This is a genomic window from Bifidobacterium breve DSM 20213 = JCM 1192 (assembly GCF_001025175.1).
Lineage (GTDB): Bacteria > Actinomycetota > Actinomycetes > Actinomycetales > Bifidobacteriaceae > Bifidobacterium > Bifidobacterium breve.
The window spans coordinates 1,451,897-1,476,553 of sequence record NZ_AP012324.1; the positions used below are offsets into that span (position 1 = coordinate 1,451,897).

Here is a 24,657-nt window from a genome sequence, read left to right on the forward strand (position 1 = left end):
GAGTGGCTTATTTGTCCAGCTTCTGGCTCACTACAGCGGTGACGCCATCGGCTCGCATCGTCACGCCGTACAGCGCATCGGCGATTGACATCGTGCGCTGCTGATGCGTGATGATGATGAGCTGGGCATGGGCACGCAACTCGTTGAACGCGTCGATGAGACGGGTCAGGTTCACATCGTCCAGCGCGGCCTCGACCTCATCCATCACATAGAACGGGCTTGGGCGCGCGGTGAAAATCGCGAACAACAGAGCCAATGCGGTCAGCGAGCGCTCGCCACCGGAGAGCAGGCTCAGCTGTTTGACGCGCTTGCCTGCCGGGCTGGCCTCGACCAGCACGCCCGTGGTGAGCAGATCCTCTGGATTCTCCAGACGCAACCGTCCTGTGCCACCCGGGAATAGTGTGGCGAACATCTTCTCAAAAGCTTCGGCGGTATCGTCAAACGCGGACTTGAACACCTCGACCATGGTGGAGTCAAGATCCTTGATGAGCTGCATGAGATCATCACGAGACTTGACCACATCGTTGCGCTGGTCGTTGAGGTACTTGTTGCGTTCTTCCAGCGCCTCGAACTCCTCGGTTGCCAGCGGGTTGATCTTGCCAAGCGCAGCCAAGTCGCGGCGGGCCTTGTCGAGTCGCTTCTGCTGTTCCTGGCGGTTGTATGGCACGGTCTGGAAGCGGCTGGGGTCCGTAACGCTGTCCGCTGCGGCGTCGGGGGCATCGGTTGCCGCATCGTCGGCATTGCCGTCGCTCTCGCCATCCATATGCTCCAGTGGCACAGGATTGCCATCATCGTCAAGTACCGGGACCGGCTGATCGGGGCCATACTCACGTACCAGTTCCTCCAGGGTGAGACCGAGCTCATCGGACACTTTCTGCATGAGCTGACCGGCTTCGGCGGCCAGACGCTCACGATTCACGTCCAAGGCGTGTTCGCGGCCTGTCAGATCGGTGACCTTCGGCTCAATCTCATTGCGCTGGGCGCGCAGGGTTTTGAGCTCATCGTCATGACTGGACGCCGCCTCCTGTAGCTTGTCCCGCTCAGCGGCGACGCCCTGCAGCGTGCGTTCCACCATGGCGGCCACCTCGCGCGCATCATCAGCCACGCCTTGCAAATGGGCGGCCTGATCACGCCGACGCTCGTTCAACGATTCGATACGGGCGCGACGTTCAACGGCTTCCTTGGCATTATCGCGCAACAGCCCGGCCTGTCGGGTCAGGGACTCCCCCTTGCGACTGGCTTCAGTCCATGCAATCTTCGCGGCGACCTCATGCTCACGGGTCAGGTTCAAGTCACGTTCCAGTGTGCGCTCGCGTTCGTCAAGCTCATCGAAATCGGCATGCTCGTCAGTGGATTGCTGCGCCGATTCCAAAGCGCGGTTGAGATCATCGAGCTTCAGCTGATGTTCGTTACGATTCTCTTGAGTGTCAGCAATTTTCTTGTCCAACTGTTCAAGCTGACGCGCGAACGACGCAACCCTATCCTCGGCGGATTTCAGCGACTTTTCCGCTTGCTGAGCCTTGAGTCGGACTTCCGTGCGCTTGGCGGATTCCTGATCGACCAGACGGGCGACCTCGTCACGCTTGGATTTGGCCTCGCTCACCTGCTCAGCCAATTCATTGGCCTCGACACCAAGCTGCTTGACTTGGGCCAGCGCCTTGTCCCTGCGGGCGGCAAGCGACAGGTCGGACTGGGAAATCGATGATCCGCCGACTGCGGCCACACCGTGGGCAAAGGTCTCGCCATGCTTGGTGACGGCGCGTGGGGCCTTTCCGGAAGCGACGAGACGCTGCGCTTCATCAGCCGTCTCGGCTGCGGCCACATCGGCCAGCAGCAGCTGCACGGTGCGCACGCAGGCCGCGGCCTGCGTCTTATCCGAGGCCTCGGGATTAGCCGTCACAAGGTTCGCCAAGCATATATCGGTATCGGCAAGAGCAGCGAATGGTTCCTCGGCCGGCATTACGGTCAGCACCACGGCTTTGCCGAGCTTGTCTTCACGGGCACGCTCGAGGGCATGAAGCATATTGCCGGTTTCCGGCACCACGATGGCACTGGCATATTGGTCAAGCGCGTGGGCCACGGCTTCTTCCCAACCATCAGCCACATGGATAAAGTCGGTGAGACGCCCGAGGGATGCCACCTGCTCGTCCCGTTCCAGCGATCCGGAGGCGTTGCGGCTGTCCAACGTGTCGGACAGTGCATCGGCTTTGGCCTGCAACGAGATGATCTTGGACTGTACGTCACGCTGACGATCGGTCAGCTCATTCAACACATCGCGACGCTCTGCCAGGGCGGCACGGGCCTTGTCCAATGCGGCACCGTCATCATCGGCCACGGATTGCGCCTCACTGCGCAGCGATTCCAACTGATGCTGCGCATCATCATGCTGCTTGGCGAGCGTCTCCCGCTGCCCGGTATGATCCTTGGCGCGGCTGTCCGCCAGTTGTACGGCGGATTCCTCTCGGGCTATCAATTCACGCAAACTGGCGATATGGGCGTCACGCTCTTGCGCGGTTTTACGGAGCTCGGTCAAGGTCTGACGGATGGAAGCGAGCTTCTTTTCATCGTCGGCGCGCTCTTCGGTGGCCTTATCAAGTGCGATGCGGGCGTCCGCCACGGCTTTGGTCTGCGCTGCAGCCTGAGTCTCCAGCTCTTCGGCCCTCTTGAGCAACATGTCCGGGTCTTCTCCGAAATTACTGACGATCTGGCCGGTGAGCGAACGTCCGCGTTCCTCAGCCAACTGGGCAAGCGCATGCAAACGCTCCCGGATCTGGGAAAATTCATGCCAATACTGATTGGTCTTGGCAATGGCCGGGCTGGATTCGGAACTCAACGCCTCGACTTGTTCGATGCGCACCTTGACCTGGGCAAGCTCGCGTTGGGCAACGGACAGCTGACTGCGCACATCGCCGAGTTCCTTGCGCACCGTCTCGCGGCGAGCCATCGAACGCTGGGCATCCTCGGCATAGATGCGAGCCTGGGCGTCACGTACGGAAACCTGAATGGCATCGGCCCGGCGAGAAATGCGCGCCTGACGGCCCAACGGGCCAAGCTGCCTGTGAATCTCTCGCAGTAAGTCATCGAGTCGGTTGAGATTTGATTCCGTATTGGCCAATTTGCGCAGGGCGCGTTCCTTGCGCTTGCGATGCTTGAGGATTCCCGCCGCCTCCTCGATAAACGCACGGTGGCCGGACGGGTCGGCCTTAAGAATCGCATCCAGACGGCCCTGCCCCACGATGACGTGCATCTGCTGGCCCAAGCCAGTATCCGAAAGCAATTCCTGAATATCAAGTAGGCGGCACTGAGAACCGTTGATGGCGTATTCGGACCCACCGTTGCGGAAAATAGTGCGGGAGATAGTGACTTCCGTGTAATCGATGTCAAGCGTGTGATCGGAATTGTCGATGGTCAGACTCACCTGCGCGCGGCCCAGTGGAGGGCGGGAGGAGGTGCCGGCAAAAATCACGTCCTCCATCGACGTGCCCCTCAGGTTCTTGGCTCCCTGCTCACCCATCACCCAAGTCAGCGCGTCGACGATATTCGATTTGCCTGAACCATTGGGACCCACAACCGCCGTGATACCAGGCTCAAAACGCAGCGTGGTCGCGGAGGCAAAGGACTTGAATCCGCGGAGGGTGAGTTCCTTGAGATACATAACTTGACCGTTTTTCGTTGATGGGTGTTACGGACTACTGTATGTCAGGCGTCCGAGCCCGCACTGGAGTCCTGGTCAGATGAACCGTCGGCATTGTTGTTCTTCGCCGCATCGCCGAGGCCGAGCACATCAAATACGTCGAAATCATCGGGGCTGACGTTATCCTCGAGCGTATCGGCGCCGGGCTGATCCCCGTGACCATCTGTGGCATCATCGAGATCGACCGCCGGCTGATGGATGGCCATAGCCTGCTGCATCGTGGGGCTGGCATGCTCGGCGAGCATGGTACGTGCGTCACCGGCGGTCACGAAGCTGCCGCAAACGAGCACGCCATGGCCATAGCCGACACCCAGCTCATCTTCCGCATCGACCATATTGACGGCTGTCTGGATGGCATCAGGCAGATTCGGCTCCTTGATGACACGATCACGGCCGAACACCTCAACGGCGATCTTCTCCAGCTCATCGGCCGGCATCACGCGCTCGCGCCAGGAATTCTCAGTGACCACCACGGAGCTGAGAATCGGCTCCAACACACCAAGATACTCTTCGACCTGCTTGTCTCGCATCATGGCGACTACACCGACCAGTTGCTTGAAGTCGTAGCTTTCCTCGATGGCCTTACGCAGGGCTTCGGCGGCGTTGACGTTATGGCCGCCGTCCAAAATGATGGTCGGCGAGGTACGAATCTGCTCGATGCGGCCCGGAATCTTCACCGAGCCCAATGCTTCGGCCACCAGATCGCCGTCCAGTGGCCCGTTGACCGGAATCACCACTTCGGCGGCGGCGAGCGCGGCGAGCGCGTTATGCGCCTGATGTTCGCCGAACTTGGCAATCGGCACGCCCTCGTACGTGCCATTGGGCGTGGTGAGAGTGGCCACCTGGCCGCCGACCGCGGCCATGCGATCGGACACGGTCATCTCGTAACCATCACGCACCAACATGGCATGGTTGCGTTCGGCGGCCTCTTCAAGAATCGGCATAACCGCTTCCTCATGCGGCTGCGCACCGATAATGGCGGTGCAATTCGGCTTGATGATGCCAGCCTTCTCGCCTGCGATCTGCTCGACGGTGTCCCCCAGCCATTGCATGTGGTCCATGTCGACAGGGCCGATGACCGCGGCATCCGCGTTCAACACATTGGTGGCGTCCCACAGGCCGCCCATGCCCACCTCGACGACGGCCACATCCACGGGAGCGTCGGCGAATTTCCAGATGGCCATGGCGGTGAGTACTTCGAAGAAGCTCATCTTCGGCTTGCCCTGTTCCTCCATTTTGGCATCCACCAAGGCTACGAGGTCCTTGATCTGGTCCCATACGTCGATGAAATCGTCATCGGAAAGCTGCTGGCCGTCGATGGCGATACGCTCGTTGACCTTCTCCAAGTGCGGTGAGGTGTACAGGCCGGTACGCATGCCGTACGCACGGCAGATGGCTTCGGCCATGCGCGCGGTGGAGCCCTTGCCGTTGGTGCCGGTCACATGGATCACACGGAACGACTGCTCCGGGTGGCCCAAAATATCGAGCATCAGATTCATCCGGTCAAGATCCAGATTCGTGGTGTTATGCTCCGGCGGACGACTCATGATGTCCAGTTCGACGTCCCGCATGCTCTCGTTGTTCCGATTCGGATGCTCGAATGACATGTACTCTTCTGACCTCTGCGCTCAATTGATGCTCATATTGATCCGTACGTTCCCATTATGCGTTCGTACGAATTTATGCGTGTCCGTATGAGCTCGTATGTGTCCACACGAGTTCGTACATATCCGCATGTGTTGCTTTGTGTAACTCGGTTGCGCGCGACCTTTCTTCATGCTTTCGCATGCGCAAAACCGCACTCTCCCAAGCTCCTCCATCTTAGCCGCCGGGGTAGTTTATCGTGCGCGCTCAGTGAAACCGCCTCGCATATTGTGTCTGGAAAACTGAAATAGTCCATTTCACATATACCGATGTCATGGAATGCAATCTTTTGCGCATCAAGCTGTTCAAGGCCGGAATCCCGAAAACGGATGCCGACGGATAATCCGGATATACAGGGACGAGCAGATTGCAATAGACGGTTGCGCCCATAGTATGGCCCATGTCCACAAGTCTGTCCACATTCCGCGCCGAGTTCCGCTTCCATTCCACAATCATGCCAGGAATGCAATCATGCCAGGAATGCATATGGCCGACTAGTATGAGGTTGGAAATCGATGATTCGATAACAACTACATACAGGAGAGTGGCAATGGGTGAAGTGATCACCGCCAAGGACAAGGAATATGAGGCCGAAGAGCGCAAGAGCGCGCCCGGCGACAACCAGTCGATGAGTGACCGCGTGAACAATCGATCGCTGCGTCCGCAATCGCCCGCATTCAAGGATTTCATGAAGTCCGGCTGGGCCGACGACGACCCGGAAATCAAGCCGCTCGAATCCTCCAAGTACATTCCCGCCCGCCTTGAGGCGCTAGGCAAGGCATTCCCCGGCGAGCGTCTGGTCATTCCGGCCGGCCAGCCGAAGGTACGCAACAATGATTGCGATTACGCCTTCCGCCCGGATACCACCTTCGCCTATTACACGGGCCTGGGCTCCGACTACGAAGCAGGTGCCGTGCTGGTGCTGAACCCGGTCGACCCTGACTCCCCCGAAGCCGGAGCCGGTAAGACCCATACGCCGGAACTGTTCGTGGCTCCGCGCGCAGATAACTCCACCGAGGACTTCTTCATGTCCGCACACTATGGCGAGTACTGGGTGGGACCGCGCGCAGGCCTCAAGGAAATGCAGTCGATGACCGGCATCGAAACCCATGACATCGCCCAGCTGGCCGACTCGCTCGGCAAGGATGTCGGAGCCGAGGCCGGAGCCGTTCGTGTACGCGTGGTCAGCGAAACCGACCCGCAGGTCACCTCGATGGTCGAATCCATTCGTGAGGCAAACGGCTTCGCCGACCCGGACAAGAATTCTGCCGCCGATGACAAGCTGCACGAGTTCGCCGCCGAGGCCCGTATGGTCAAGGACGACTACGAGATCAACGAGATGCGCAAGGCCGTGGATGCCACCAAGCATGGCTTTGATCGTCTGCTCTCCTCCTTGCCGTCCGCGCTCGACAAGCCGCGTTCCGAGCGCATCCTCGAAGGTGCGTTCAACGCCGTCTCCCGCGAGCTGGGCAACGCCGTCGGCTACGACTCCATCGTGGCTTCCGGCCCCCACGCCCCGATCCTGCACTGGATGCGCAACACCGGCGTGGTGAAGAACGGCGATATGCTGCTCGTGGACGCCGGCGTCGAGGTCGATTCCCTGTACACGGCCGACATCACCCGTACCTTCCCGACCAATGGCAAGTTCACCGACTTCCAGAAGCGCCTGTATCAGGCAGTGCTGGACTCGCAACAGGCCGGCTTCGAGGCTGCCAAGCCGGGTGCCACCTACTCTGACATCCATCACGCCTGCATGCGCGTGATCGCCGAGCGTCTGCACGACTGGGGTCTGCTGCCGGTGAGCGTTGAGGAGTCGCTCTCCCCGCAAGGACAGCAGCACCGTCGTTGGCTCGCCTGTGGTGTGGCTCACCATCTGGGTCTTGATGTGCATGACTGCGCACAGGCTCGATTCGAGTCCTATCAGGGAGCCCCGATTCGCCCGGGCATGATTTTCACCATCGAGCCCGGTCTGTACTTCCGCGAGGATGATTTGCTGATTCCGCCGGAATATCGCGGCATCGGCATCCGCATCGAGGATGACGTGCTCATGACCGAGAACGGCCCCGAATGGATTTCCGCCGGCATCCCGAAGCAAATCGATGATGTCGAGCAGTGGATGGCCGATCAGGCCGCACAGGCGAAGTAATCAAACCAGCTCCCTCTTTGAGGGGAGCTGTTACCGTAGGTGACTGAGGAGGGTCAGCTCACGTAAACTCCCCTCAGTCTGCTTCGCAGACAGCTCCCTTCGGAGAGGGAGCCAATTATTGTGAAAAGGGAGGCAACATGCCTACTCCAGAATTCGTGTTGGAACTTCGCAAGAAAATCGGCCATGATCTGCTTTGGCTGATTGGTGTGACCGGCTGCGTGCTCAACGACCAGGGCCAACTATTGCTCGGCCGCCGTTCCGACACCGGCGAATGGGCGATGATCTACGGCATCAATGAGCCGGGTGAGCAGCCGGCTGACACCGTGGTTCGTGAAATCAAAGAAGAGACCGGGGTCGATGCCATCGTCACCGATCTGGTGGCCGTTACTTCGTCCAACAAGGTAATCACATACGCCAATGGCGACAACACCATGTACATGGATCATTCGTTCCTGTGCGCTTTGAAGCCGGGAGGCAATGTCAAGCCATTTGTCGGTGATGAGGAAAGCCTCAATGTGGGCTGGTTCGACCTGGATGACCTGCCCTCTCCCCTGGCGGCAAGTACCACGGAACGACTCGGACTGTTCCACCAGTATTTGGAGAACAAAAAGCATGGCGACGCTCATGCCCTCTTCCAATTTGACGGGCAACAGCACTAGCAAAATCCTGCTACAGCATGAATGTGGGGAGCTCCGGTATCACACCGGAAGCTCCCCACATTGTTAATCGGTCAGGAACGAAGCCTTGCCATTGCAGCTATTTCAACTTACGCCCCGCACACCAAACCTGTTCGACCGTCCAGTCGGCGGGATTGATAAGATTGAAGTCGGCGGCAAAACCGGGCGCAATCAGGCCGATTGGAGCACCAGTCACCTCATTTGGCCGATTGAAGCCAAAGGCCTTTGCCGGTGTCAACGTCGCAGCCTCGACCGCATCGACAGCACTGATGCCGAGCTCGTTAACCGCACGACGCACAGCCACCTCCAGCAATAATGTGGAGCCGGCAATGGCGCCGTTGGACACCAGACGAGCATGACCATCGACCACATTCACGTCCAGCGCACCGAGTTTGTATGCGCCATCCGGGCAATCGGTGGCGGCCATGGCGTCGGTGACAAAGGCGGTACGATGCGGCGCGAAACGGAACGAAAGCTTCACCATGGGATTCTGCACATGGAAACCATCGTTGATCAGCTCGATGGTCACGCGAGGATCCTCCACTGCGGCCGGAATCGGGCCCGGCTCACGATGGTGCAGGCCGTTCATCGCGTTGAACATGTGCGTCATGATGCCGGCCCCTGCATCAAAACCAGCCTTGGCGGTCTCGTAGTCGGCATCACAATGCCCCACCGCAGGCACCACACCGGCGGCGCGGAACTGGCGGATGGCGGAAATGCCATGCGGCAATTCAGGGGCAATGGTTATCTGCCGGATGCAGCCCAGCTTGCCATTGACAGCACCTGAGGCCTCCAGCATCTCATCCACGATTTCAGGAACCGGATCCTTGAGGCATTCCGGGTCATGAGCACCCTTGCGGGCCAAGGCCAGGAAAGGCCCCTCCAGATGGCATCCCAAAATATCGGGGCGTCCGGCTTCCATTTTGGCGCGCACATTGCGGATATTGCCGCAGATGACGTCCACGGGATTGGTAATCAGCGACAGCACCTGACGAGTCGTGCCATGCACGGCATGCCCGGCACGAGCCACATCGATGCCATCCGGGCCGTCATCGAAGCTCTTCTCCCATGCACCGTGCGAGTGAATGTCCACATAGCCAGGAGTCAGGATTCGCCCTTCGGCATCCACCACTGCATTACGGTCAGCGGGGTCGATGCCCACCGTGCCGCAATACTGTTCGAAAGCCTCATCGCCCACACCGGATGCCACGATGGCACCGGATGCGTTGGACACGACCCAATACCCACTCTGTTCGCCGCGCGCATCCACCTTGCGGGCATTGCGAATGGCCACCGGAGCCGGTGCGCCTTCCAATGCCGCCGTCACACGGGAGACAATTTCTTCCCTATCAGACATATGCAATTCCTCCACGTGGTTGCCCCCCCCTGAAAGGGGAGCCAACCAATAACTCAGATGCCCTGCCAAGCCGGCTTGTGGGTGTATGCGTAGCGGTAGTAGTCCTTGTGACGCAGGCGGCTCGCAGCCTCCTCGTCCACGATAATCGTGGCGTGCGGATGCATCTGCAGCGCGGAGGCCGGGCAGAATGCGGAGACGCCGCCTTCGACGGTCTCCTCGATGGCCTCGGCCTTGCCGGCGCCGAAGGCAAGTAGCACCAGATGGCGGGCCTTCATAATCGTGCCGATGCCCTGCGTAATGCAGTGGGTCGGCACCTGGTTGATGTCGTTGTCAAAGAAGCGCGCGTTATCCACACGGGTCTGCTCCGCCAGAGTCTTGACGCGAGTACCGGAAGCCAGCGAAGAGCCCGGCTCGTTGAAGCCCACATGGCCGTCCGTGCCAATACCCAGAATCTGCACGTCGATGCCGCCAGCGGCCTCGATGGCGCGATCGTAGGCAGGGCCGGCAAGCGCCACCTTGTCGCCATCCTCAAGCGGCGTGCCATTGAGCACGTCACCGGGCACGTGGACCTTGGACGGATCCAGGCCAAGAGGCTCCACCACGGTACGGTGGATGGTGGCATGGTAGGACTCGGGATGGGTCAGCGGCAGCCCGATATATTCGTCGAGCGCGTAGCCACTCACCTGGGAGACGTCGATCGACTCGTCATGCACGATCTTGGCAAGCGCCTGATAGGCTGCCAGCGGGCTGGAGCCAGTGGCCAGGCCCAGCACTGCGTTCGGCTTGGCTTTGATGAGATCGGCCACGCAACGGCCATAAATCTCGCCTGCTTCGGCTTCGTTCTTGACAATGATGATTTCCGGCATAGGTATCTTCCTCCGTTCATGAGGCCCGCTAGACACGGGCTTCTGCCCAAAGCCGCCCATCATGGTTCATGGCAACTTCTTTGTCACTTTCCACAATGTGCAATCCGATTATGTCGATGTTCGCATCAACCTAACCAGTTATTTGTTAATACTACTTACAATTATGGACGTACGGACACTCGGCGTTCCCAAACCAGAACAATCGAGTACACTGGAATGTATTAGTGAAGTTCCCTAACAGATTCAACGCCGAGCGGAATCTCACATACCGTGTGGTTATATAGACATACAGCCGCCACGGCACATGCGCAGTCATCGTTCAGGCAGGAGGAATGTATGTCGTATCCCGGTCTTGCCACCGCGACGGATGACCGTACCGCCAAAGCCTCCCCCGCCGATGTACGCCGCAAAAACCGTCAGCTCATTTTCGCCCTACTGTTTCCGACCAAACAGTATTCACGCGCCGAACTTGGCCGCCGCACCGGACTGAGCCGCGTGGCCGTGTCTGACGTGGTCGGCCAGATGCTCGAAGAAGGCCTATTGCGCGAAACCGGCCAGGCGCCCAGCGGCGGCAAGGGCAAACGAGGCACGCTGCTGAGCATAGACACCAACCGGCTGCGCATAATCAGCATTGATTTGACGCAGGAGCATCTGCTTCACGGCACGGTCACCAATCTGCTTGGACAACCGCTGCGCCACGCCGAAGTCACCTTGAATGCCGGAGCATATGTTTCCGTGGACATCATCATCGAACTCATCGAGAAGATGCTCGGCATGTCCGACGGCGAGGTCATCGGCATCGGCGTGTCCTCCCCCGGTGTGGTCGATGGCGGCGTAGTGCGATCCTCCACGATGCGCGGATGGCGCAATCTCGATTTGGCCACACCCATCAACGAGCATTTCGGCATCGACACCACCGTCAGCAATGACGCCACTAGTGCCATGCTCACCGAACGCTTCTTCGGCCAGGGCGGGCCGAATATGCTGTTCGTGCGGATGGACAGCGGCCTCGGTTCGGCGATTCTGCTGAGCGACACCCCAGTCATCGGCGAACTGCATGCGGCGGGCGAAATCGGCCACATCTCCATCGACTTGAATGGTCCACTATGCCCATGCGGCAAACGTGGATGCCTGGAGACCATGATTTCCGCCGATGCGCTGAGAAAACAGATGGCCAACGTCGACGATGACGAGCGACAGGCAATACTCGCCCGCGCCGGACGGTACCTCGGCCAGGCCTTGGCCATGCCCGCGGGCCTGTTGGATATGTCCGACGTCTGCATATTCGGGCAACCGGACATCATCAACACGACCTTCATCGACGCCGCCCAGGCCTATCTCGACGCCAGCACGTCATCGTCCTTCCACAAGCATACCGTGATCAGGCGCTGCGAATGTGGGCCGGACATCACCGTGCAGGGAGAAGCCATCGCCGTGCTGCTCCAGTATCTGGCCAAATAGTCAGATAGCCAGCACCGGGTGGCAGCACTATGCGGCCATAGCCGCTCCGATGGCCCCCACCGGCTGCCCCGCTGGGGCCAGACGAAGCCGAGCCGGCAAATCCAGCGACTCCAAAAAGCGGCACTGTGATTCTCGACGACGCAGCTCAGCGGTAATTACCTCAACCAACGGTTCGCCGGTTTTGGCCATACCGCCACCCAACACGATCAATCGGGGATCGACCGACTGAGCCAAAATCTGGATGGTGTCGCCAATGGCCCTCACCACCATATCCAGCACATCCACGGCCTTCGCCTCACGTCTGCTGGCGCAGCGAATCAAGTCGGGCATCGGCGGATCGGCGTTCGGCCACAACCTGCCCACCGCAGCCCCCGAGCACACGGTTTCCAGACACCCATACTGGCCGCAGGGGCACTTCAAACGATGCGGCTCAACCGGAATATGACCGATTTCGCCTGCGGCCCCACTATATCCATGCAGCAGCACCCCGTTCTGCACGATGCCCGCAGCCAGTCCGGTACCGAAATTCAGGAACGCGATGGTGCCGTCCAAGCCATCCGCACCTCCCAACAGCACTGCAGCACCCACTGCGGCAGCGTTGACATCGTTTTCCACATGCACCGGCACGCCTGCCAGTCTGGAGACTTCGGGGCCCATATCCAACGAAACCACATCAAGATTCACGATGTTGCCCACGTGTCCGGTGGCGGAGTCGACCGTGCCCGGTGTGCCGATGCCGATTGCCGAGACCTCGTCAAAGCGGGTTCCCGCGGCCTGCCGCGCGACCGATACAATGTCCTCGACCACCGCAGCGTTACCATGACGTGCAGGGATTCTGGCGGAGTTCAGCACCGCGCCCGTTGCATCGACAAGCGCCGCCTCGATTTTGGTGCCACCCACATCAACACCAATCCTGAAATTGTTCACGGTGTTATCAGTCATTGCCTATCCCCCGTTCTTCGTCGAACAATATGCTTGGAATCAGTATGCATTTATGTATTGACAACTATCTTAACAAATTACAGAAAACCATGCGCCTCATACGCGACACGCCGAGACATAAGTTGATTGCGCGAATAGATTAACTACGTTAATATCTTAATCAAGTTCAGATTCAAAGACGAGCGGACGTTACCCAGGCAACGACGCGGGACAAAGGAGAATGATATGGCAGACGATACTGCACGCGCCACTTCTCAGGCCAGCGTTTCCGAATCCAACCGCTCCCGCATCGTCAAGCATCTCTACCACAACGGCATCAGCTCCCGCGCACAAATCGCCAAGGCCTTGGAACTCACGCCGGCCGCCATCACCAAGATCACCGCACGGCTTATCGAAGCCGGCATGATTGAAGAGACCGGCGACCTGGAAGGCTCCAAGAACCGCCGTTCCATCGGGCTGAAAATTGACACCGCTCGCTTCCGCGTCATTGGTGTCAAGTTCGCCCGTCCCCTCGTGCAAATCGGCGTGTTCGACCTGTGCGGCAATGCGCTCAGCACCGAAAACCTGCCCCCGGTGTACGACCACACCATCAGCGACACCATCACGGCCATCCACCAACGCATCAGCGAGCTGCTTGATGACGATCCGTCCATCGTGGCCATCGGCATGGCCGTTCCCGGCCCTTACCTGCGCAACGTCGGCCACACCGCTGTGGTCTCCAGCATGCAAAGCTGGCGCAAAATCAACTTCATCAACGAATTTTCCACCGCGTTCCGAGTGCCCGTCTTCATCGAGCAGGATGCCCGCGCCGGCGCGCTGGCCCACTACCTGTTCGACCCCGCATTCCACACCAACGATTACCTCGCCTACTATCTGGTCGGCGAAGGCGTGGGACTTGGCGTCATCGACAATGGCCACCTCGTCAACGGCGCGCAAGGCGCAGCCACCGAAATCGGCCATATCTCCGTTGATGTCAACGGCAAGCCCTGCGATTGCGGCAACGTCGGCTGCCTGGAACGTTACTGCTCCGCCCCGGTCATCCATGACATGCTTATCGAGGACGGCTCGGTTATCCCGGACGCCTCAGACATGACCCATGCCGAAGCCGCCCGAGCCTTGTTCGCCAAAGCCAACGAAGGCAACGCCGCGGCCCAGTCCATGGTTCGCGAAGTGGCGCGGTATATCGGCTACGGCTGCATCACCATCTTCAACGCTTTCAATCCCGAACACATCATCATCGGCGACATCGTATCCGAGGCGGGCCATCTGCTGCTGGACACGGTTCGCGCCACGGTGGCCGAACGAGCCATCCCCGAAATCAACGATTTCACCTCCATAACGCTCTCCACCCTACCGATTGACTCCACCGTCTGCGGAGCTGCGGCTGTGGCGGTCACCCAGTTTTTGGAACACCCCTCGGTGTTCTTCGACGTTTCCTGACCGAAGCGCCGACCAGAGATTTCCATACGAAATCAGTAATCAGAGAAACCATAAGGAAAGGAACCAACCATGACTACCCCGATCGTTCTGAGCCTTGGCGAACTGCTGTGGGATATGCTGCCGGGCGGCAAGCGAGCCGGCGGCGCCCCTGTCAACTTCGCCTACCACGCGATGAAGAACGGCACCGAAGGCTGGGCTATCAGCGCGGTCGGTGAGGATGAGCTCGGCGACGAGCTGATCGCCAAGGCCGACGAAGCCGGCATCAACACCGTTATCCAGCGCAACGCTTGGCCGACTTCCACCGTCGAGGTCGCCCTGAAGAACGGTATCCCGGAGTACACCATCGTCAAGGGCGTGGCCTGGGATCACATTCTGTACACCCGCCAGCTCATCAATGTTGTTTCCAAGGCCGACGCCGTCTGCTTCGGCACCCTGGCCCTGCGCTCCCCCGAATCGCACGCCACCATCACCGAGCTGCTCAAGCACACCAAGCCGGGCGCGATGAAGTTTTTCGACATCAACCTGCGCGGCGACCACTACTCCAAGGAACTCATCGAGGAGCTGCTCAAGGCCGCCACCGTATTCAAGATCAACGACGAAGAGCTCCTGCTGCTGCGCGACATGTTCGATATTCGCGGCACCTCCGGCGAGGATGCCTCCCGCTGGTTCCTGGACGAGTTCGATCTCGATTACGTGATTCTGACCGCTGGCTCCGCCTACTCCACCATCATGTCCCGCAAGGGCGAGGTCTCCACTCTGGACACCCCGCATGTCGAGGTGGTCGACACCGTCGGCGCCGGCGACTCCTTCTCCGGCACGTTCACCGCTCGCACTCTGCTCGGCGACTCGCTGGCCGACGCTCACCGCAAGGCCGTCAACACCGCCGCCTTCGTGTGCACTCAGGCCGGCGCTTGGCCGGAGTATCCGGCTGAGATGCCTGACTACCTCGTTGCCGCAGGCAAGTAAGCCTTCGGCAACACCGACCAATAGGCCATACTTTTCCAGCCTTTTTCGGCTCATGCTCACGCTGGGACAATGACGTTCCGGCACTCGCCAGACCCTGTCTCCCGGCGTGAGCCATGCCCAAAAACAGGTGATTGATAACTGAATATCGATTAGCGATTCATTGTCTCATTGCAGTAAAGAAAAAGGGAATTCAAAATGAGCAACGAAACCACCAAGACCGGCAACGCCGGCCTCGTAAAATCGCGCCTGTGATGTTCGCGTTCTTCGTCATGGGCTTCGTCGATCTGGTCGGCACCGCACGTCTGGTGCTAATCGTCATCTCTTTCGCCTTCCTCGGTATCGGCAACACCTTGATGCAGGTGTCTCTGAACCCGCTGCTCACCGTGTTCGTCAAGGGCGACAAACTCGCCTCCACGCTGACGCTCGGCCAGTTCGTCAAGGCCTTCGACTCCCTGTTCGCCCCATACATCGCCATCTGGGGCGCCACCAAGCTCGGCATGTGGTGGATCCTGTTTGTGATCTACCTGGTCGTCGGCATCATCGGTTACGCGCTGCTCGCCTTCGACAAAATCGATGAGCCCGCCCCGACGCCGGTACCACCACCATCGGCCGCTGTTTCAAGCTTCTGTTCTCCGACCACATCGTGTTCCTGTACTTCCTCGGCATCGTAGCCCACGTGGGCGTGGACGTCGGCATCAACGCCCAGGCCCCGCGCATCCTCACCGAACACACCGGCGACACCTTCACCGAAATCGCCGCCACCGCCACCATGGTCTACTTCATCGCCCGTATGATCGGCTGCTTCACCGGCGGTATCGTGCTCTCGAAGATCTCCAACCACGTCGGCATCCCGGTGTGCGGCATCATCATGACCGCCTCCGCCGTGTGCTTCGCCATCTTCTGCTCGATCACTTCCAACCCGCCGGTCGCCTTGTTCTGGGTGGCTGTGGCTCTGGTCGGCTTCGGTAACTCCAACGCGTTCTTGCTCTTCCTCTCCCACGCCCTGATGTACCGCCCGGAGCGCCAGAACGAGATTTCCGGCCTGATGTTCATGAACCTGATCGGCGGCGCCATCTTCCCGCCCATCATGGGTGCCCTGGCTGATGCCATGAACGCCCAGCTCGGCACCATCATCGTGATGGCCGTTGGCTGCCTGTACGTGCTGGTCATCGGCGTTGGCTACAAGGCCATCATCGAAGGCAAGAAGGCCGCTCAGGTCGAGGCCTGATAATTTGGCCCGCGTTGGCGGGGTTTGCCTCAGCAGATAAACGACAAGCCCTGTACGAATCACGCTCATGGTTCGTACAGGGCTTTTGCATGCGCACTTGGCACTTGGCACAGTGCACGCCACCTGGCATATCGATTTCGGTATCGATGATGATGGTCACCGGCCCATCATTGACCAAGCCAACCCGCATATGCGCGCCGAACCTACCTTCTTTGACCGGCACTCCCCCGGAGCGTAGCGCCTCATTGAACTTGATCCATGTAATATCGGCGTGCTCCGGCTTGCCCGCCTTGATGAAGCTCGGGCGGTTGCCTTTGCGCACATCGGCAAACAATGTGAACTGCGAGATGGAGAGAATCTCACCGCCGATGTCCTGAATCGAGCGGTTCATTTTGCCCTGCTCATCTTCGAATACCCGCAGATTGAGGATCTTGTGAGTCAACCACGCAATCTGCTGGTCACCATCCTCATCGGTCACACCCACCAGAATCATGAATCCCGGACCAATCTGCTGGGGCTCAAATGTAGGGTCCAATGTGCCCAACTCATTGATCACGTCCACGGATGCTTCAGATACTCGTTGCACTACAACTCTCATGACTCCCTACAGTAGCAACAAAAAAGCGCCGTTCCCTTACGGAAACGACGCTTGTCTTGGTGGAGTCGCGGGGAATCGAACCCCGTACGGTCTTGTCTTAAAAACGTTGAAAACATGCGGTTTTTAAACGTTTATTGCGTTTTTTGCCCACATTTTGCCCACGTGTCACCAGACCATTGGCAGTCCGAGGCATTGGCGCGCCCACCGCTCAAGCCGCCAGACTCCTACCCTCACCAATCGCCCGCACCAGCAATCCATCCATCGCATCGCCGACGGCATCCAAATCATCGTCGAACAGATCCGCATACACGTCCAAGGTCATGGTCGCGCTCTTATGCCCCAGCTGCCTTTGCACCGCCTTGACATTCGCGCCGGCATGCACCAGCAACGACGCGCACGTATGCCGCAGGTCGTGGATCGTCATCGAGTCCGCGATCTCGTCACCGAGACTGCGCTTCTTCGCCCAGTAAAACCAGCTCGACGTGCTGCAGGGCCCGTGCGTCTTCCGCAGATACGAACCGGTGCGCCTGTCGGGAAAAAGCAGGTCGGACTGCCGACGGCCATCGCAGGCCTCCTCAAGGCATGACTGCAGCATGCGCGGGAAGATGACGGTGCGCTCCTCCCCTGTCTTCGGTGCGTCCACCACGATCTGATGATTGACCTCGGTGGCGGACCTGCGCACATGGATGCGCTGCCTGTCGAGATCCACGTCACCGACCTGCAGGCCCACCAATTCGCCCCAGCGCAGACCACACAATCCAAGCGTGAGCACTATCGGCCTGCGCCAGTCCGAGGCGTCGGCCAGTGCCAGCAATTGGTCGATCGAAAGATAGACGTGCTTCTTCCTCCGCTTGCGCGGCAATTCGAGACCATCACAAGGATTGTCGTGTATGCACTTGTCGGCCTTGGCTTTTGCGAGCAGTGCGCGGAGGATGCCTTCGGCGCGGAGCACGACGCTCGCGCTTTTCGATTCGGCCAGTGCGCTGACCCACATCTGCACTTCGTCGTGGGTGATGGACTGGACCTCGCGCATGCCCCATTTCGGTGCCACGTGCACGCGCCAAGCCCGTTCCAGCGTCTCGATGTAGCTTGGTTTGGCCTTGGTCTTTTTGGCGGCCAGCCATGGCTCCCATAAGTCTTCGACCAAGCGTCTTCCGGCCTGTGGGTCGATGTATGCTCCGACGCTTTTCGCGGTGGTCACGTTGGCCGCGCCCCATGCGTCGGCGTCCATCTTGCGGCGGAATCCTCTTTTGCCTGTGGGCGTGCCGTCCGGCTTACGGTAGCGCACTTCGTAGCGTTTGCCGCTTTTCGTCGCGTATTGGCGGATTGTGTAGGCCATGCTCGCCCCTTCGTTTGCGTGGCATCAAGTCTATCAATCCGTTGATTTTTTCTGTTTTTCGTGTTTCGGCTTGCGTTACTTTATTTACTGTGCTAATATAGTTTATATCAAGGAAAGGAGGTGAACATGACACCATCGGAGATAATCACCAGCGTCTCGCTTCTCGTCGCGAGCATCGCGGCCCTCATCAAAGCAGTGACCGGACTCATCAAGGAGATGAGGCGGAAGCCGAAGAGGAAAAAGTGAGAAAGGGTTCCGGCCAGTCGTAGGGGCCGGAACCCCATATCTCCGATTATGCCATGGGACATCATGAGAACGGAATCGATAGTCAGCGCGGTATTCGCGCTCGGAACCGCCGCCAGCGCATGGTTCGGCTGGCCGTTCACCCTCACCGCCGGATGCGCCATCGTCAGCGCCGTCTTCGCGCTCATCGCCGGAAGGAAGGACTGACATGCCCATCGAATACCTGAGCGTCACCGACGTGGCCAAGCGCCTCGGCATCAGCACCGCCGCCGTCAGCGCCTACAAGCTCCCCCAGCCGGACGCCACCATCGGACGCACGCGCGGCTGGCTCCCCGGCACCATCGACCAATGGAACGCGCAACGCCCCGGACGCGGAGTCGGCGGTGGCAGGCCGCGCAAGCATCCGGCGGAGTGACGTCCGCCCCGGCGCTCATCCGCGAGCGCCGGGGCGGTTTTGTTGTTGGAGGTTGGATGTTGTCAGTCTTGGATCGATGGGTGGAACTGTGCCGTGTTCAGGTATTTGATCGAGACTACATGGTGGATCTGGGTTCCTGGCATTTTTTCCTTGGCCGCGTTCCCCTTGCGTAGGGATTGCGGATAGTAGGGGCCGTCCTCTCCGCTTCTTCCGAGGCCGATGCACCAGACTGTGTTTCCCATGTAGAGGCGTATCCGGCTGTTGCCTGATTCGACCACCATGGATGCGTCGTTCAGTGCGAATGCGCTGGCTATCACGTCGGTCTTCCTCGCGAGCCATCGCGCGTCTCCGGTGGGCGCGACCCTTTTCACCGAGATCCCATGGCCGGACAGGAGGTCGGTGTACAGGCGTCGGGCGGGAAGTCTGCGGGTGCGGTTGTCGTCGGCGTAGTATTCCAGGCCGCATAGGTGGGCGAAGTTCGAGGCCTTCCATTGGATGTCCAGCGTCATCCCGTCGTCGCACGCGATTCTCGTGATCGTTCCGACGAGATTGGCGTATAGTCGGGCTGCCTTTCGGGCCTCGCCAAGCATCCGCCGCTTCGCCTCGGTCACGTTCACGCCCGGAATCCTCCCAGAAAATTAAAAGAGGGGCGCCGACCAAGCGCCCCTCCGAAGCCGTGTGGCTGATCTTTTTACAGTCTTCTGCATGACTAGCGTCCCGTTTGCGCGGGAAGGGTCACGGCTCCGGTTGGTCTCAACCGTCTGGCCCAGCCGTTGGGCGAGACATCCAGCTCTCGCTGATGGCGCATCGACTCGCCATCGGATGCCTGCGGCAGCCAGCCACACGCTTCGAACCCGAAACCCTGCCCACCAGCAAAGCAGGTCCGGGTCTCAAGTTCGATTGCAACGATACCCCATGACGGCGGACATTCGTCTCGCCGTGAGCGTGATCCGGACGGTATTCGCACAAAACCACCGGGCCGCCGCGACGGCGGCGGACGACCACGCAAACACGCCGAATAACAAGAAAAGCCCCTCCCCCAGCAATGCTGAGAGAGGGGCGATGTTTCATAAGGGCGCAAAATATTCGTTTATGGGTTATCCATGCGATATTTCACACCTGAGTTTGATTTCCGGGCGCGAGTTTCAGTTTCACGCCCGGAAATTAATCACGGTCAGGCGTTGCGCAGCGGATTGTAGGCGACGCCAAGACCGCTGGCGATGAAGCCGGCCACGGTCGAGATGTAGCCGCCGATGGCCGCGTCACCGAAGGTCATGAAGCCAAGGCCGACGCACGAAGCGATCAGACCCAACACGTAGACGACGGTGCGCACCTGCTTCGAGAATACTGGCGTGTACGCGCTGTCGGGCTGCACGGTGTCGGTGCCGTCCTCACGCTCGTCGGTGAGATTGGCGATGGCGGTCTCCAGAGTGTTCTCTTTTGCATGCTCAGCCATTAACACCACCTTCCTTTCAGGCTTTGACGAGATACCAGGTTGACTTGTCCGCCGGGGCCAGCGCGATGTACCGGATGGCGCCGGAATACGCCGTGTAGCGGCCCCAGATGTAGCCGTCCGCGACCGTGCCCCAATGATCCAGATTGACGGTCTGGCCGTTGGAATAGGTGGCGACCACATTGCCGGAAACGCTCGGACGGTCGCGCACGTTGAGCCCGCCCACGTTCACACGGTACGTGCCCTGCAGCACGTTTGCGGCGGACGATGCCGTGGCGGGCTGCGTCGGCTGGACGGTCGGCGTCGGCGCAGTCGCGCCGGTCATCCTGTCATACCATGCCTGCGCCTTGGCCATGTAGGCCGCGTTCTGGCTTCCTGCGATGGATGCGGGGCAGGCTGTCGCGGAGAAATGGCTGTGCGGGAAAACGTTGACGCCCCACTGAGGGCGTCCGAGGCCGAAATGCTTGCAGAGCGCGGCCACCAGATGCGCGCCGTTGTCCAAGGTCGCTTCGGAGATCATCCACGGACTGGACGAGATGTCCGCATGCTCCACGCCGATGGACGTGAGGTTAGCGTCCCAATCACCCGAATGCCATGCGGTATCCGTATCCCAGACGAGCTGCGTAACCCTGCCGTCCGCCGCCACCTGATAGTGCGCGCTGGCCTCGCGGGTCTGCCACGTGTTGTAGCAGTCCCTGCCGGTCAGGTTGCCGCAATTATGATGCAGAACGATCTTGTCGACCTTGCATCCCTGACGGCCCTTGGTCATGTGCGTGGAGAGGATGAGATCCTCGTCCGCTTCCAGATTCTCCCATGATTTCATATGTTTCCTCCTTTTTTGATGGTTTTTACGCGAAGACGAGCGTCCACATCACGACGGCCATCTCCAGCAGTCGCAGGAGCGGCAGCATGAGCAGGATGACGCAGACGATTGTGAACGCGCCCAGAAGCAGCGTCACGACACAGACGAGCCATACCGGCACGTCATGTCCGCGCCACAGCAGCCACGCCACCGCAAGCAGCAGCACGACGAACACGGCGGCCACGGACGTCAAAGCGAGCATGCTAGACGTCATCGCCATCACCCCACAACGCCGTCAACGGCATGCCTTTGTCGAGGATGCCCACATCCTCTCCTTCCCGCCCCCGAGTCAAGGGCAAATAGAAAAGCCATCCCGAAATGGGATGGCTTTGAAAACCGGTGTGAAAATCAATGCCTGTGCGCGCCATGATTGAATATGATGACGAGCGCGAGCAACAGCAGCCATATGCCGCCTGCGATCATGAGATGCGTCATTGCCGGTCCTCCAAATATTTTTCGGCGGCGTTGACGATCCAGCATTGCGCGTCCAATTTCTCAAGCTTCGCCAACTCGTATCGGACGGCCTCGCTATGGTCATGCGACTGGTCGCCGTAGATCAGGCTGATGATCGTGTTCTTGATCGTGTCCCGGCAGAGCTCGTCCATACGGTCGTCGATCTTCGCCGTCCGCTCTCCCAAGGTCCGCGTTTTCGCGAAATGCTGGGAAAGCGGACTGTCGTATGGCAGGCGTTCGGGTCTTACGTGCGCGTACAGGCCGGTCGCCAACGCGTCCAAAGCGCCCGGCCATATCCTGAGCAGCAGGGTGATGAGGGCGCACGCGCCGCCCACACCGCCGAAACCAGCTAGAAATGTCTGAAACACATTACGTCTCCTTAAAAAATCAGTTTTGCAGCGGCATGAGACCGCCATACAGTGCGTCCATTTTCGGGACGAGCTTCTTGTATTCCTGCCAATCCGCCTGTGTCATCAGATTGATTGCCGAGAATCGCAGCGGATGATTCAACGGACACTTCAACTGGATGTGTTGCGCATCATCCATATGAAAATCAAAACCAAGGAATGTGTTTCCGCTTGTATTGTCATGAGGAAGCAGAACTCCCCAGTTATTTGCTGCGTTGGATACGTAGCAGATACCATTCTCATGCCATCTGCTACCTTCCGGCACTTGGGAAACCCAGAAGTTCAGATGGAAATCACCGGAGACCGGTTCGCCCAGTCGGATATCGGCACTAGGATTGACAGCGCCGCTGTTCGGCGTAACGATCATGCCATCAGGGTCAACATGCTGTACGGTCGTCTGGTATGTCGAGATGGCACTGTTCGGGAGCATGAGGAGTGGATCTGGAATCAGATTCGTTACCAGGCTCATGCCACCACCCCCAAGAGGGTCAGGCGAGCGGCATCGTATTCCCGGTGAAATATCCGATGCTGTCGAGCAGGGTCTTGTTCGCCTGATACTCGTCCCACGTGCAGATGAGAATATTCGTCACTGTGACGGTCGGATTGCCTGACTTGACGGAATAATACATTGACATCGGACCGGCCAAGCTGGCGGTCAACGCGTAGCTGACACGTTGGCTTGCACTGAGGTCGCCATACGCTCTCATCGAGATAGTGCCGCCGGTGACGTTCACATAGGCGCTGACCAGATATTTCGTCCCTGGCTTGTTCGGAATGGTCGTGATATCCACCCAACGGCCTGCCGACAGGGTGATGGTCGAGGATGGTCTCGTGCATAGGTTCGTTACCATCATCGGGCATCACCGTCCCGGTGCGCGGCGTCAGCCGAGTGGCATGGTGTCGCCGGAGAAGAAGCGAGGATACCCCCCCCCGAGCGCCGCGTCATACGTCGAGGCGAGCTCCAACTGGGGTTGCGAGTACACTCCTTGGTTAAAAAACACGACGCGGTTTTTCTTCTGGCTGCCCGTTGCGGGCGCGGTGAGCCGGATGACGATCATCCCGTTGCCGTCCGGGACGGTGTTCGAGGAGTACAGTTCGCCGATGACGAGCATGACAGAGCCTCTGCCGTTCTCTGACCTGACGCTAAACACGTACTCGGCGCCGGGGTTCAGCTCGGGGACGTGCAGCTCGTCGTACCCCTGAGATCGCGACGGTCGGAGCGTGCCGTCACCGGGCATGTCATTCGCGTAGTCGATGCCCCACGCGCCGAGCGAGGCGCCGTTACGGTCGAACCGTGGATTGGGATACCAGTTAATCCTCTGCATGATTCTCCTTATCGAGACTGTCGAGCACATCCTGCGGGATCAGTTTCATGACCGCCGCGAGTTGGCTGGTGAGGATCGCTATCTGCTTGTTGAGTGTGCCGATCTGTTGCGAGAGCTGGTCGATGACGGTGTTCGCGTCGGCTGGAATCTGAGTCAAAATGTCTCCTTTTTAATGCGGAACCCCCACAATCCGATTGGATTGCAGGGGTTGAAAAACTGGGTGAAAAGCAGGGGTCAGTCGGCGGCGGTCATCGTGTCGATACGGGTCACGGCCTTAAGCTCGTCCAAGGTGAGGGTGCGTCCGAGATTCGTCTTAACATCCGTCACTTTGACGGATGTGCCGGAATCGTCGAACGTGGCGAGCACGCCGCGCTGGTAGTCGCGCCACGATTCGGCGGTGCCGTCAGCGCTGGAAAACTCCAATCCCAATCGGCACAATTCCGCGCGCACCGACTCCTTCGGCGGACGCAAATCAAGCACGCCAGACGGCTCGGCGGGCGTCACGGTAGGCGAGGTATCGGTAGTGGTCTCAGTGGTCACATCGGTCATAATCAATCTCCTTAATTCTGTTGGTTTTGTCTTGGCATGAGCGCTTCGTAAAAGCGTTCCTCGCATTCGTCCAGCATCGCCTGACTGGATTCATCCTCAAGGAAGGCGTCCAATCCATCGACATCCTGCGTACAGGCCACGTCGATGCCACTCGACGCTTCCGGTGCGGAAGCGTCAGCAGCCAATGCGGCGCACATTCGCGCGTCGGTCTCATTCGACATGACCGGCAATCGCAGCCCGGCGCGCGTCCTGTTTCGTGCGGCTGTCAGCGGATCGTCCAACACTTCCCCATCGGCGGCGAGCATGCTCACGTCTGTCGCGGAATCGGCCAAAGCGTTTTCCAACGCTTCGAACGCCCCGGTCCACACGCCACGCCCCGTCGAAGGATCGTATCGGCTCGTGTCCTCCCTGCCCTGCATGATCGCCGCGATCGCCTCACGGGTCGAAGCCAACCCGAGCAGCGCCTTCCACGATGCGAGCACCTCAGGCATGAACACGAAACTGTTCGACCCGTTCACCGGCGGATCGCATCGGATGATGCACAATCCGTTCGCATCCCGTTCGAAAGTCGATGACAAGATTTTCCCTCCAA

General features: G+C 59.4%; 27 protein-coding genes and 1 pseudogene. 9 read left to right on the plus strand and 19 right to left on the minus strand.

Annotated elements, in window-relative coordinates; all coding sequences use genetic code 11:
- Positions 1-7 precede the first annotated feature (7 nt).
- Together smc and BBBR_RS06310 are read right to left on the minus strand one after the other, a co-directional pair.
- A complete protein-coding gene (gene smc, locus BBBR_RS06305; protein WP_003830583.1) occupies positions 8-3,655 on the minus strand; it encodes a chromosome segregation protein SMC in 3,648 nt (1,215 codons plus the stop codon).
- A 44-nt stretch (positions 3,656-3,699) separates the two neighbouring features.
- On the minus strand, positions 3,700-5,301 hold the full coding sequence (locus BBBR_RS06310; RefSeq protein ID WP_003830582.1) for a bifunctional folylpolyglutamate synthase/dihydrofolate synthase: 1,602 nt from the start codon (positions 5,299-5,301) through the stop codon (positions 3,700-3,702).
- A gap of 587 nt (positions 5,302-5,888) precedes the next feature.
- Here BBBR_RS06310 and BBBR_RS06315 point away from each other — a divergent pair.
- On the plus strand, positions 5,889-7,484 hold the full coding sequence (locus BBBR_RS06315) for an aminopeptidase P family protein (protein WP_014483600.1): 1,596 nt from the start codon (positions 5,889-5,891) through the stop codon (positions 7,482-7,484).
- 137 nt (positions 7,485-7,621) lie between these two features.
- A complete protein-coding gene (locus BBBR_RS06320; protein WP_003830579.1) occupies positions 7,622-8,143 on the plus strand; it encodes an NUDIX hydrolase in 522 nt (173 codons plus the stop codon).
- Positions 8,144-8,240: 97 nt separating this feature from the next.
- Here the strand turns inward: BBBR_RS06320 and BBBR_RS06325 are convergent, their stop codons facing one another.
- Together BBBR_RS06325 and nagB are read right to left on the minus strand one after the other, a co-directional pair.
- Complete coding sequence (locus BBBR_RS06325) at positions 8,241-9,518, minus strand: N-acetylglucosamine-6-phosphate deacetylase (protein WP_003830578.1); 1,278 nt, start codon at positions 9,516-9,518, stop codon at positions 8,241-8,243.
- 53 nt (positions 9,519-9,571) lie between these two features.
- Positions 9,572-10,384 (minus strand): glucosamine-6-phosphate deaminase, encoded by an 813-nt coding sequence (gene nagB / locus BBBR_RS06330; protein WP_014483599.1) that lies wholly within the window; start codon positions 10,382-10,384, stop codon positions 9,572-9,574.
- 336 nt (positions 10,385-10,720) lie between these two features.
- On the opposite strand from nagB, the gene BBBR_RS06335 reads away from it, so the two are divergent.
- Positions 10,721-11,845, plus strand: coding sequence for an ROK family transcriptional regulator (locus BBBR_RS06335; RefSeq protein WP_003830575.1), 1,125 nt, complete (start codon positions 10,721-10,723; stop codon positions 11,843-11,845).
- Positions 11,846-11,872: 27 nt separating this feature from the next.
- On the opposite strand, the gene BBBR_RS06340 is transcribed toward BBBR_RS06335, so the two are convergent.
- Positions 11,873-12,787 (minus strand): ROK family protein, encoded by a 915-nt coding sequence (locus BBBR_RS06340; protein ID WP_003830573.1) that lies wholly within the window; start codon positions 12,785-12,787, stop codon positions 11,873-11,875.
- A gap of 225 nt (positions 12,788-13,012) precedes the next feature.
- Here BBBR_RS06340 and BBBR_RS06345 point away from each other — a divergent pair, with 225 nt between their 5' ends.
- From BBBR_RS06345 to BBBR_RS11380, 4 genes are all read left to right on the plus strand, one after another.
- On the plus strand, positions 13,013-14,227 hold the full coding sequence (locus BBBR_RS06345) for an ROK family transcriptional regulator (RefSeq protein ID WP_003830571.1): 1,215 nt from the start codon (positions 13,013-13,015) through the stop codon (positions 14,225-14,227).
- Positions 14,228-14,296: 69 nt separating this feature from the next.
- Positions 14,297-15,193, plus strand: a complete 897-nt coding sequence (locus BBBR_RS06350) for a carbohydrate kinase family protein (protein WP_003830569.1) — start codon at positions 14,297-14,299, stop codon at positions 15,191-15,193.
- A 251-nt stretch (positions 15,194-15,444) separates the two neighbouring features.
- Positions 15,445-15,864: a hypothetical protein gene (locus BBBR_RS11375; protein ID WP_003830567.1), complete on the plus strand. Its 420-nt coding sequence runs from the start codon at positions 15,445-15,447 to the stop codon at positions 15,862-15,864.
- Positions 15,837-16,421 carry an MFS transporter gene (locus BBBR_RS11380; protein WP_003830566.1) on the plus strand — a complete coding sequence of 195 codons (585 nt, stop codon included), beginning with the start codon at positions 15,837-15,839 and terminating at the stop codon, positions 16,419-16,421. Before BBBR_RS11375 ends, BBBR_RS11380 begins: the two co-directional genes overlap by 28 nt.
- 118 nt (positions 16,422-16,539) lie before the next feature.
- Here BBBR_RS11380 and dtd read toward each other — a convergent pair.
- Both dtd and BBBR_RS06370 read right to left on the minus strand, forming a co-directional pair.
- Positions 16,540-17,019, minus strand: a pseudogene (gene dtd, locus BBBR_RS06365) (D-aminoacyl-tRNA deacylase); the annotation flags it as partial.
- A gap of 208 nt (positions 17,020-17,227) precedes the next feature.
- Positions 17,228-18,358, minus strand: coding sequence for a tyrosine-type recombinase/integrase (locus BBBR_RS06370; protein ID WP_003830564.1), 1,131 nt, complete (start codon positions 18,356-18,358; stop codon positions 17,228-17,230).
- A 309-nt stretch (positions 18,359-18,667) separates the two neighbouring features.
- Here BBBR_RS06370 and BBBR_RS10735 point away from each other — a divergent pair, with 309 nt between their 5' ends.
- Together BBBR_RS10735 and BBBR_RS06375 are read left to right on the plus strand one after the other, a co-directional pair.
- Complete coding sequence (locus BBBR_RS10735) at positions 18,668-18,808, plus strand: hypothetical protein (protein WP_100198989.1); 141 nt, start codon at positions 18,668-18,670, stop codon at positions 18,806-18,808.
- Between the two features lies 1 nt (position 18,809).
- The gene (locus BBBR_RS06375; protein ID WP_003830561.1) at positions 18,810-19,016 is read left to right on the plus strand and encodes a helix-turn-helix transcriptional regulator; all 207 of its coding nucleotides are present in this window, start codon (positions 18,810-18,812) and stop codon (positions 19,014-19,016) included.
- Between the two features lie 62 nt (positions 19,017-19,078).
- Here the strand turns inward: BBBR_RS06375 and BBBR_RS06380 are convergent, their stop codons facing one another.
- The 12 genes from BBBR_RS06380 to BBBR_RS06425 all read right to left on the minus strand — a co-directional run bounded on the left by BBBR_RS06380 (position 19,079) and on the right by BBBR_RS06425 (position 24,643).
- Complete coding sequence (locus tag BBBR_RS06380) at positions 19,079-19,633, minus strand: PBECR4 domain-containing protein (RefSeq protein ID WP_003830560.1); 555 nt, start codon at positions 19,631-19,633, stop codon at positions 19,079-19,081.
- 557 nt (positions 19,634-20,190) lie between these two features.
- Positions 20,191-20,472: a hypothetical protein gene (locus BBBR_RS06385; RefSeq protein WP_003830558.1), complete on the minus strand. Its 282-nt coding sequence runs from the start codon at positions 20,470-20,472 to the stop codon at positions 20,191-20,193.
- 16 nt (positions 20,473-20,488) lie between these two features.
- A complete protein-coding gene (locus tag BBBR_RS06390; RefSeq protein WP_003830557.1) occupies positions 20,489-21,292 on the minus strand; it encodes an N-acetylmuramoyl-L-alanine amidase in 804 nt (267 codons plus the stop codon).
- A 25-nt stretch (positions 21,293-21,317) separates the two neighbouring features.
- Entirely contained in the window at positions 21,318-21,545 is a 228-nt protein-coding gene (locus tag BBBR_RS06395; RefSeq protein WP_225851442.1) for a histidine kinase, read from the minus strand.
- Positions 21,535-21,699 (minus strand): hypothetical protein, encoded by a 165-nt coding sequence (locus tag BBBR_RS10920; protein ID WP_154646685.1) that lies wholly within the window; start codon positions 21,697-21,699, stop codon positions 21,535-21,537. The genes BBBR_RS06395 and BBBR_RS10920 overlap by 11 nt, the downstream gene beginning before the upstream one ends.
- A gap of 63 nt (positions 21,700-21,762) precedes the next feature.
- Positions 21,763-22,152: a hypothetical protein gene (locus BBBR_RS06400; protein ID WP_003830554.1), complete on the minus strand. Its 390-nt coding sequence runs from the start codon at positions 22,150-22,152 to the stop codon at positions 21,763-21,765.
- A gap of 19 nt (positions 22,153-22,171) precedes the next feature.
- Positions 22,172-22,660, minus strand: coding sequence for a hypothetical protein (locus tag BBBR_RS06405; protein ID WP_003830553.1), 489 nt, complete (start codon positions 22,658-22,660; stop codon positions 22,172-22,174).
- A 19-nt stretch (positions 22,661-22,679) separates the two neighbouring features.
- Complete coding sequence (locus BBBR_RS06410; RefSeq protein WP_225851441.1) at positions 22,680-23,045, minus strand: hypothetical protein; 366 nt, start codon at positions 23,043-23,045, stop codon at positions 22,680-22,682.
- A gap of 27 nt (positions 23,046-23,072) precedes the next feature.
- Entirely contained in the window at positions 23,073-23,516 is a 444-nt protein-coding gene (locus BBBR_RS06415; protein ID WP_047928254.1) for a hypothetical protein, read from the minus strand.
- The gene (locus BBBR_RS10925) at positions 23,503-23,673 is read right to left on the minus strand and encodes a hypothetical protein (protein WP_003830551.1); all 171 of its coding nucleotides are present in this window, start codon (positions 23,671-23,673) and stop codon (positions 23,503-23,505) included. The genes BBBR_RS06415 and BBBR_RS10925 overlap by 14 nt, the downstream gene beginning before the upstream one ends.
- Positions 23,674-23,750: 77 nt before the next feature.
- Complete coding sequence (locus tag BBBR_RS06420; RefSeq protein ID WP_003830550.1) at positions 23,751-24,065, minus strand: hypothetical protein; 315 nt, start codon at positions 24,063-24,065, stop codon at positions 23,751-23,753.
- An 11-nt stretch (positions 24,066-24,076) separates the two neighbouring features.
- A complete protein-coding gene (locus tag BBBR_RS06425; RefSeq protein WP_225851440.1) occupies positions 24,077-24,643 on the minus strand; it encodes a nitrate reductase in 567 nt (188 codons plus the stop codon).
- Positions 24,644-24,657: the final 14 nt, after the last annotated feature.

Coding starts and splice junctions, on each gene's coding strand:
- BBBR_RS06415 (WP_047928254.1), bottom strand. CDS start 23,516: ATGCAGAGGATTAACTGGTATCCCAATCCACGGTTCGACCGTAACGGC.
- BBBR_RS10920 (WP_154646685.1), bottom strand. CDS start 21,699: ATGGCGCGCACAGGCATTGATTTTCACACCGGTTTTCAAAGCCATCCC.
- BBBR_RS06385 (WP_003830558.1), bottom strand. CDS start 20,472: ATGGCTGAGCATGCAAAAGAGAACACTCTGGAGACCGCCATCGCCAAT.
- BBBR_RS06370 (WP_003830564.1), bottom strand. CDS start 18,358: ATGGCCTACACAATCCGCCAATACGCGACGAAAAGCGGCAAACGCTAC.
- BBBR_RS06410 (WP_225851441.1), bottom strand. CDS start 23,045: ATGATGGTAACGAACCTATGCACGAGACCATCCTCGACCATCACCCTG.
- BBBR_RS06390 (WP_003830557.1), bottom strand. CDS start 21,292: ATGAAATCATGGGAGAATCTGGAAGCGGACGAGGATCTCATCCTCTCC.
- BBBR_RS06340 (WP_003830573.1), bottom strand. CDS start 12,787: ATGACTGATAACACCGTGAACAATTTCAGGATTGGTGTTGATGTGGGT.
- BBBR_RS06395 (WP_225851442.1), bottom strand. CDS start 21,545: ATGACGTCTAGCATGCTCGCTTTGACGTCCGTGGCCGCCGTGTTCGTC.
- BBBR_RS06320 (WP_003830579.1), top strand. CDS start 7,622: ATGCCTACTCCAGAATTCGTGTTGGAACTTCGCAAGAAAATCGGCCAT.
- BBBR_RS06375 (WP_003830561.1), top strand. CDS start 18,810: ATGCCCATCGAATACCTGAGCGTCACCGACGTGGCCAAGCGCCTCGGC.
- BBBR_RS06345 (WP_003830571.1), top strand. CDS start 13,013: ATGGCAGACGATACTGCACGCGCCACTTCTCAGGCCAGCGTTTCCGAA.
- BBBR_RS10735 (WP_100198989.1), top strand. CDS start 18,668: ATGAGAACGGAATCGATAGTCAGCGCGGTATTCGCGCTCGGAACCGCC.
- smc (WP_003830583.1), bottom strand. CDS start 3,655: ATGTATCTCAAGGAACTCACCCTCCGCGGATTCAAGTCCTTTGCCTCC.
- BBBR_RS06420 (WP_003830550.1), bottom strand. CDS start 24,065: ATGACCGATGTGACCACTGAGACCACTACCGATACCTCGCCTACCGTG.
- BBBR_RS06315 (WP_014483600.1), top strand. CDS start 5,889: ATGGGTGAAGTGATCACCGCCAAGGACAAGGAATATGAGGCCGAAGAG.
- nagB (WP_014483599.1), bottom strand. CDS start 10,384: ATGCCGGAAATCATCATTGTCAAGAACGAAGCCGAAGCAGGCGAGATT.
- BBBR_RS11375 (WP_003830567.1), top strand. CDS start 15,445: ATGTTCGCGTTCTTCGTCATGGGCTTCGTCGATCTGGTCGGCACCGCA.
- BBBR_RS06310 (WP_003830582.1), bottom strand. CDS start 5,301: ATGTCATTCGAGCATCCGAATCGGAACAACGAGAGCATGCGGGACGTC.
- BBBR_RS06325 (WP_003830578.1), bottom strand. CDS start 9,518: ATGTCTGATAGGGAAGAAATTGTCTCCCGTGTGACGGCGGCATTGGAA.
- BBBR_RS06335 (WP_003830575.1), top strand. CDS start 10,721: ATGTCGTATCCCGGTCTTGCCACCGCGACGGATGACCGTACCGCCAAA.
- BBBR_RS06405 (WP_003830553.1), bottom strand. CDS start 22,660: ATGAGCCTGGTAACGAATCTGATTCCAGATCCACTCCTCATGCTCCCG.
- BBBR_RS06350 (WP_003830569.1), top strand. CDS start 14,297: ATGACTACCCCGATCGTTCTGAGCCTTGGCGAACTGCTGTGGGATATG.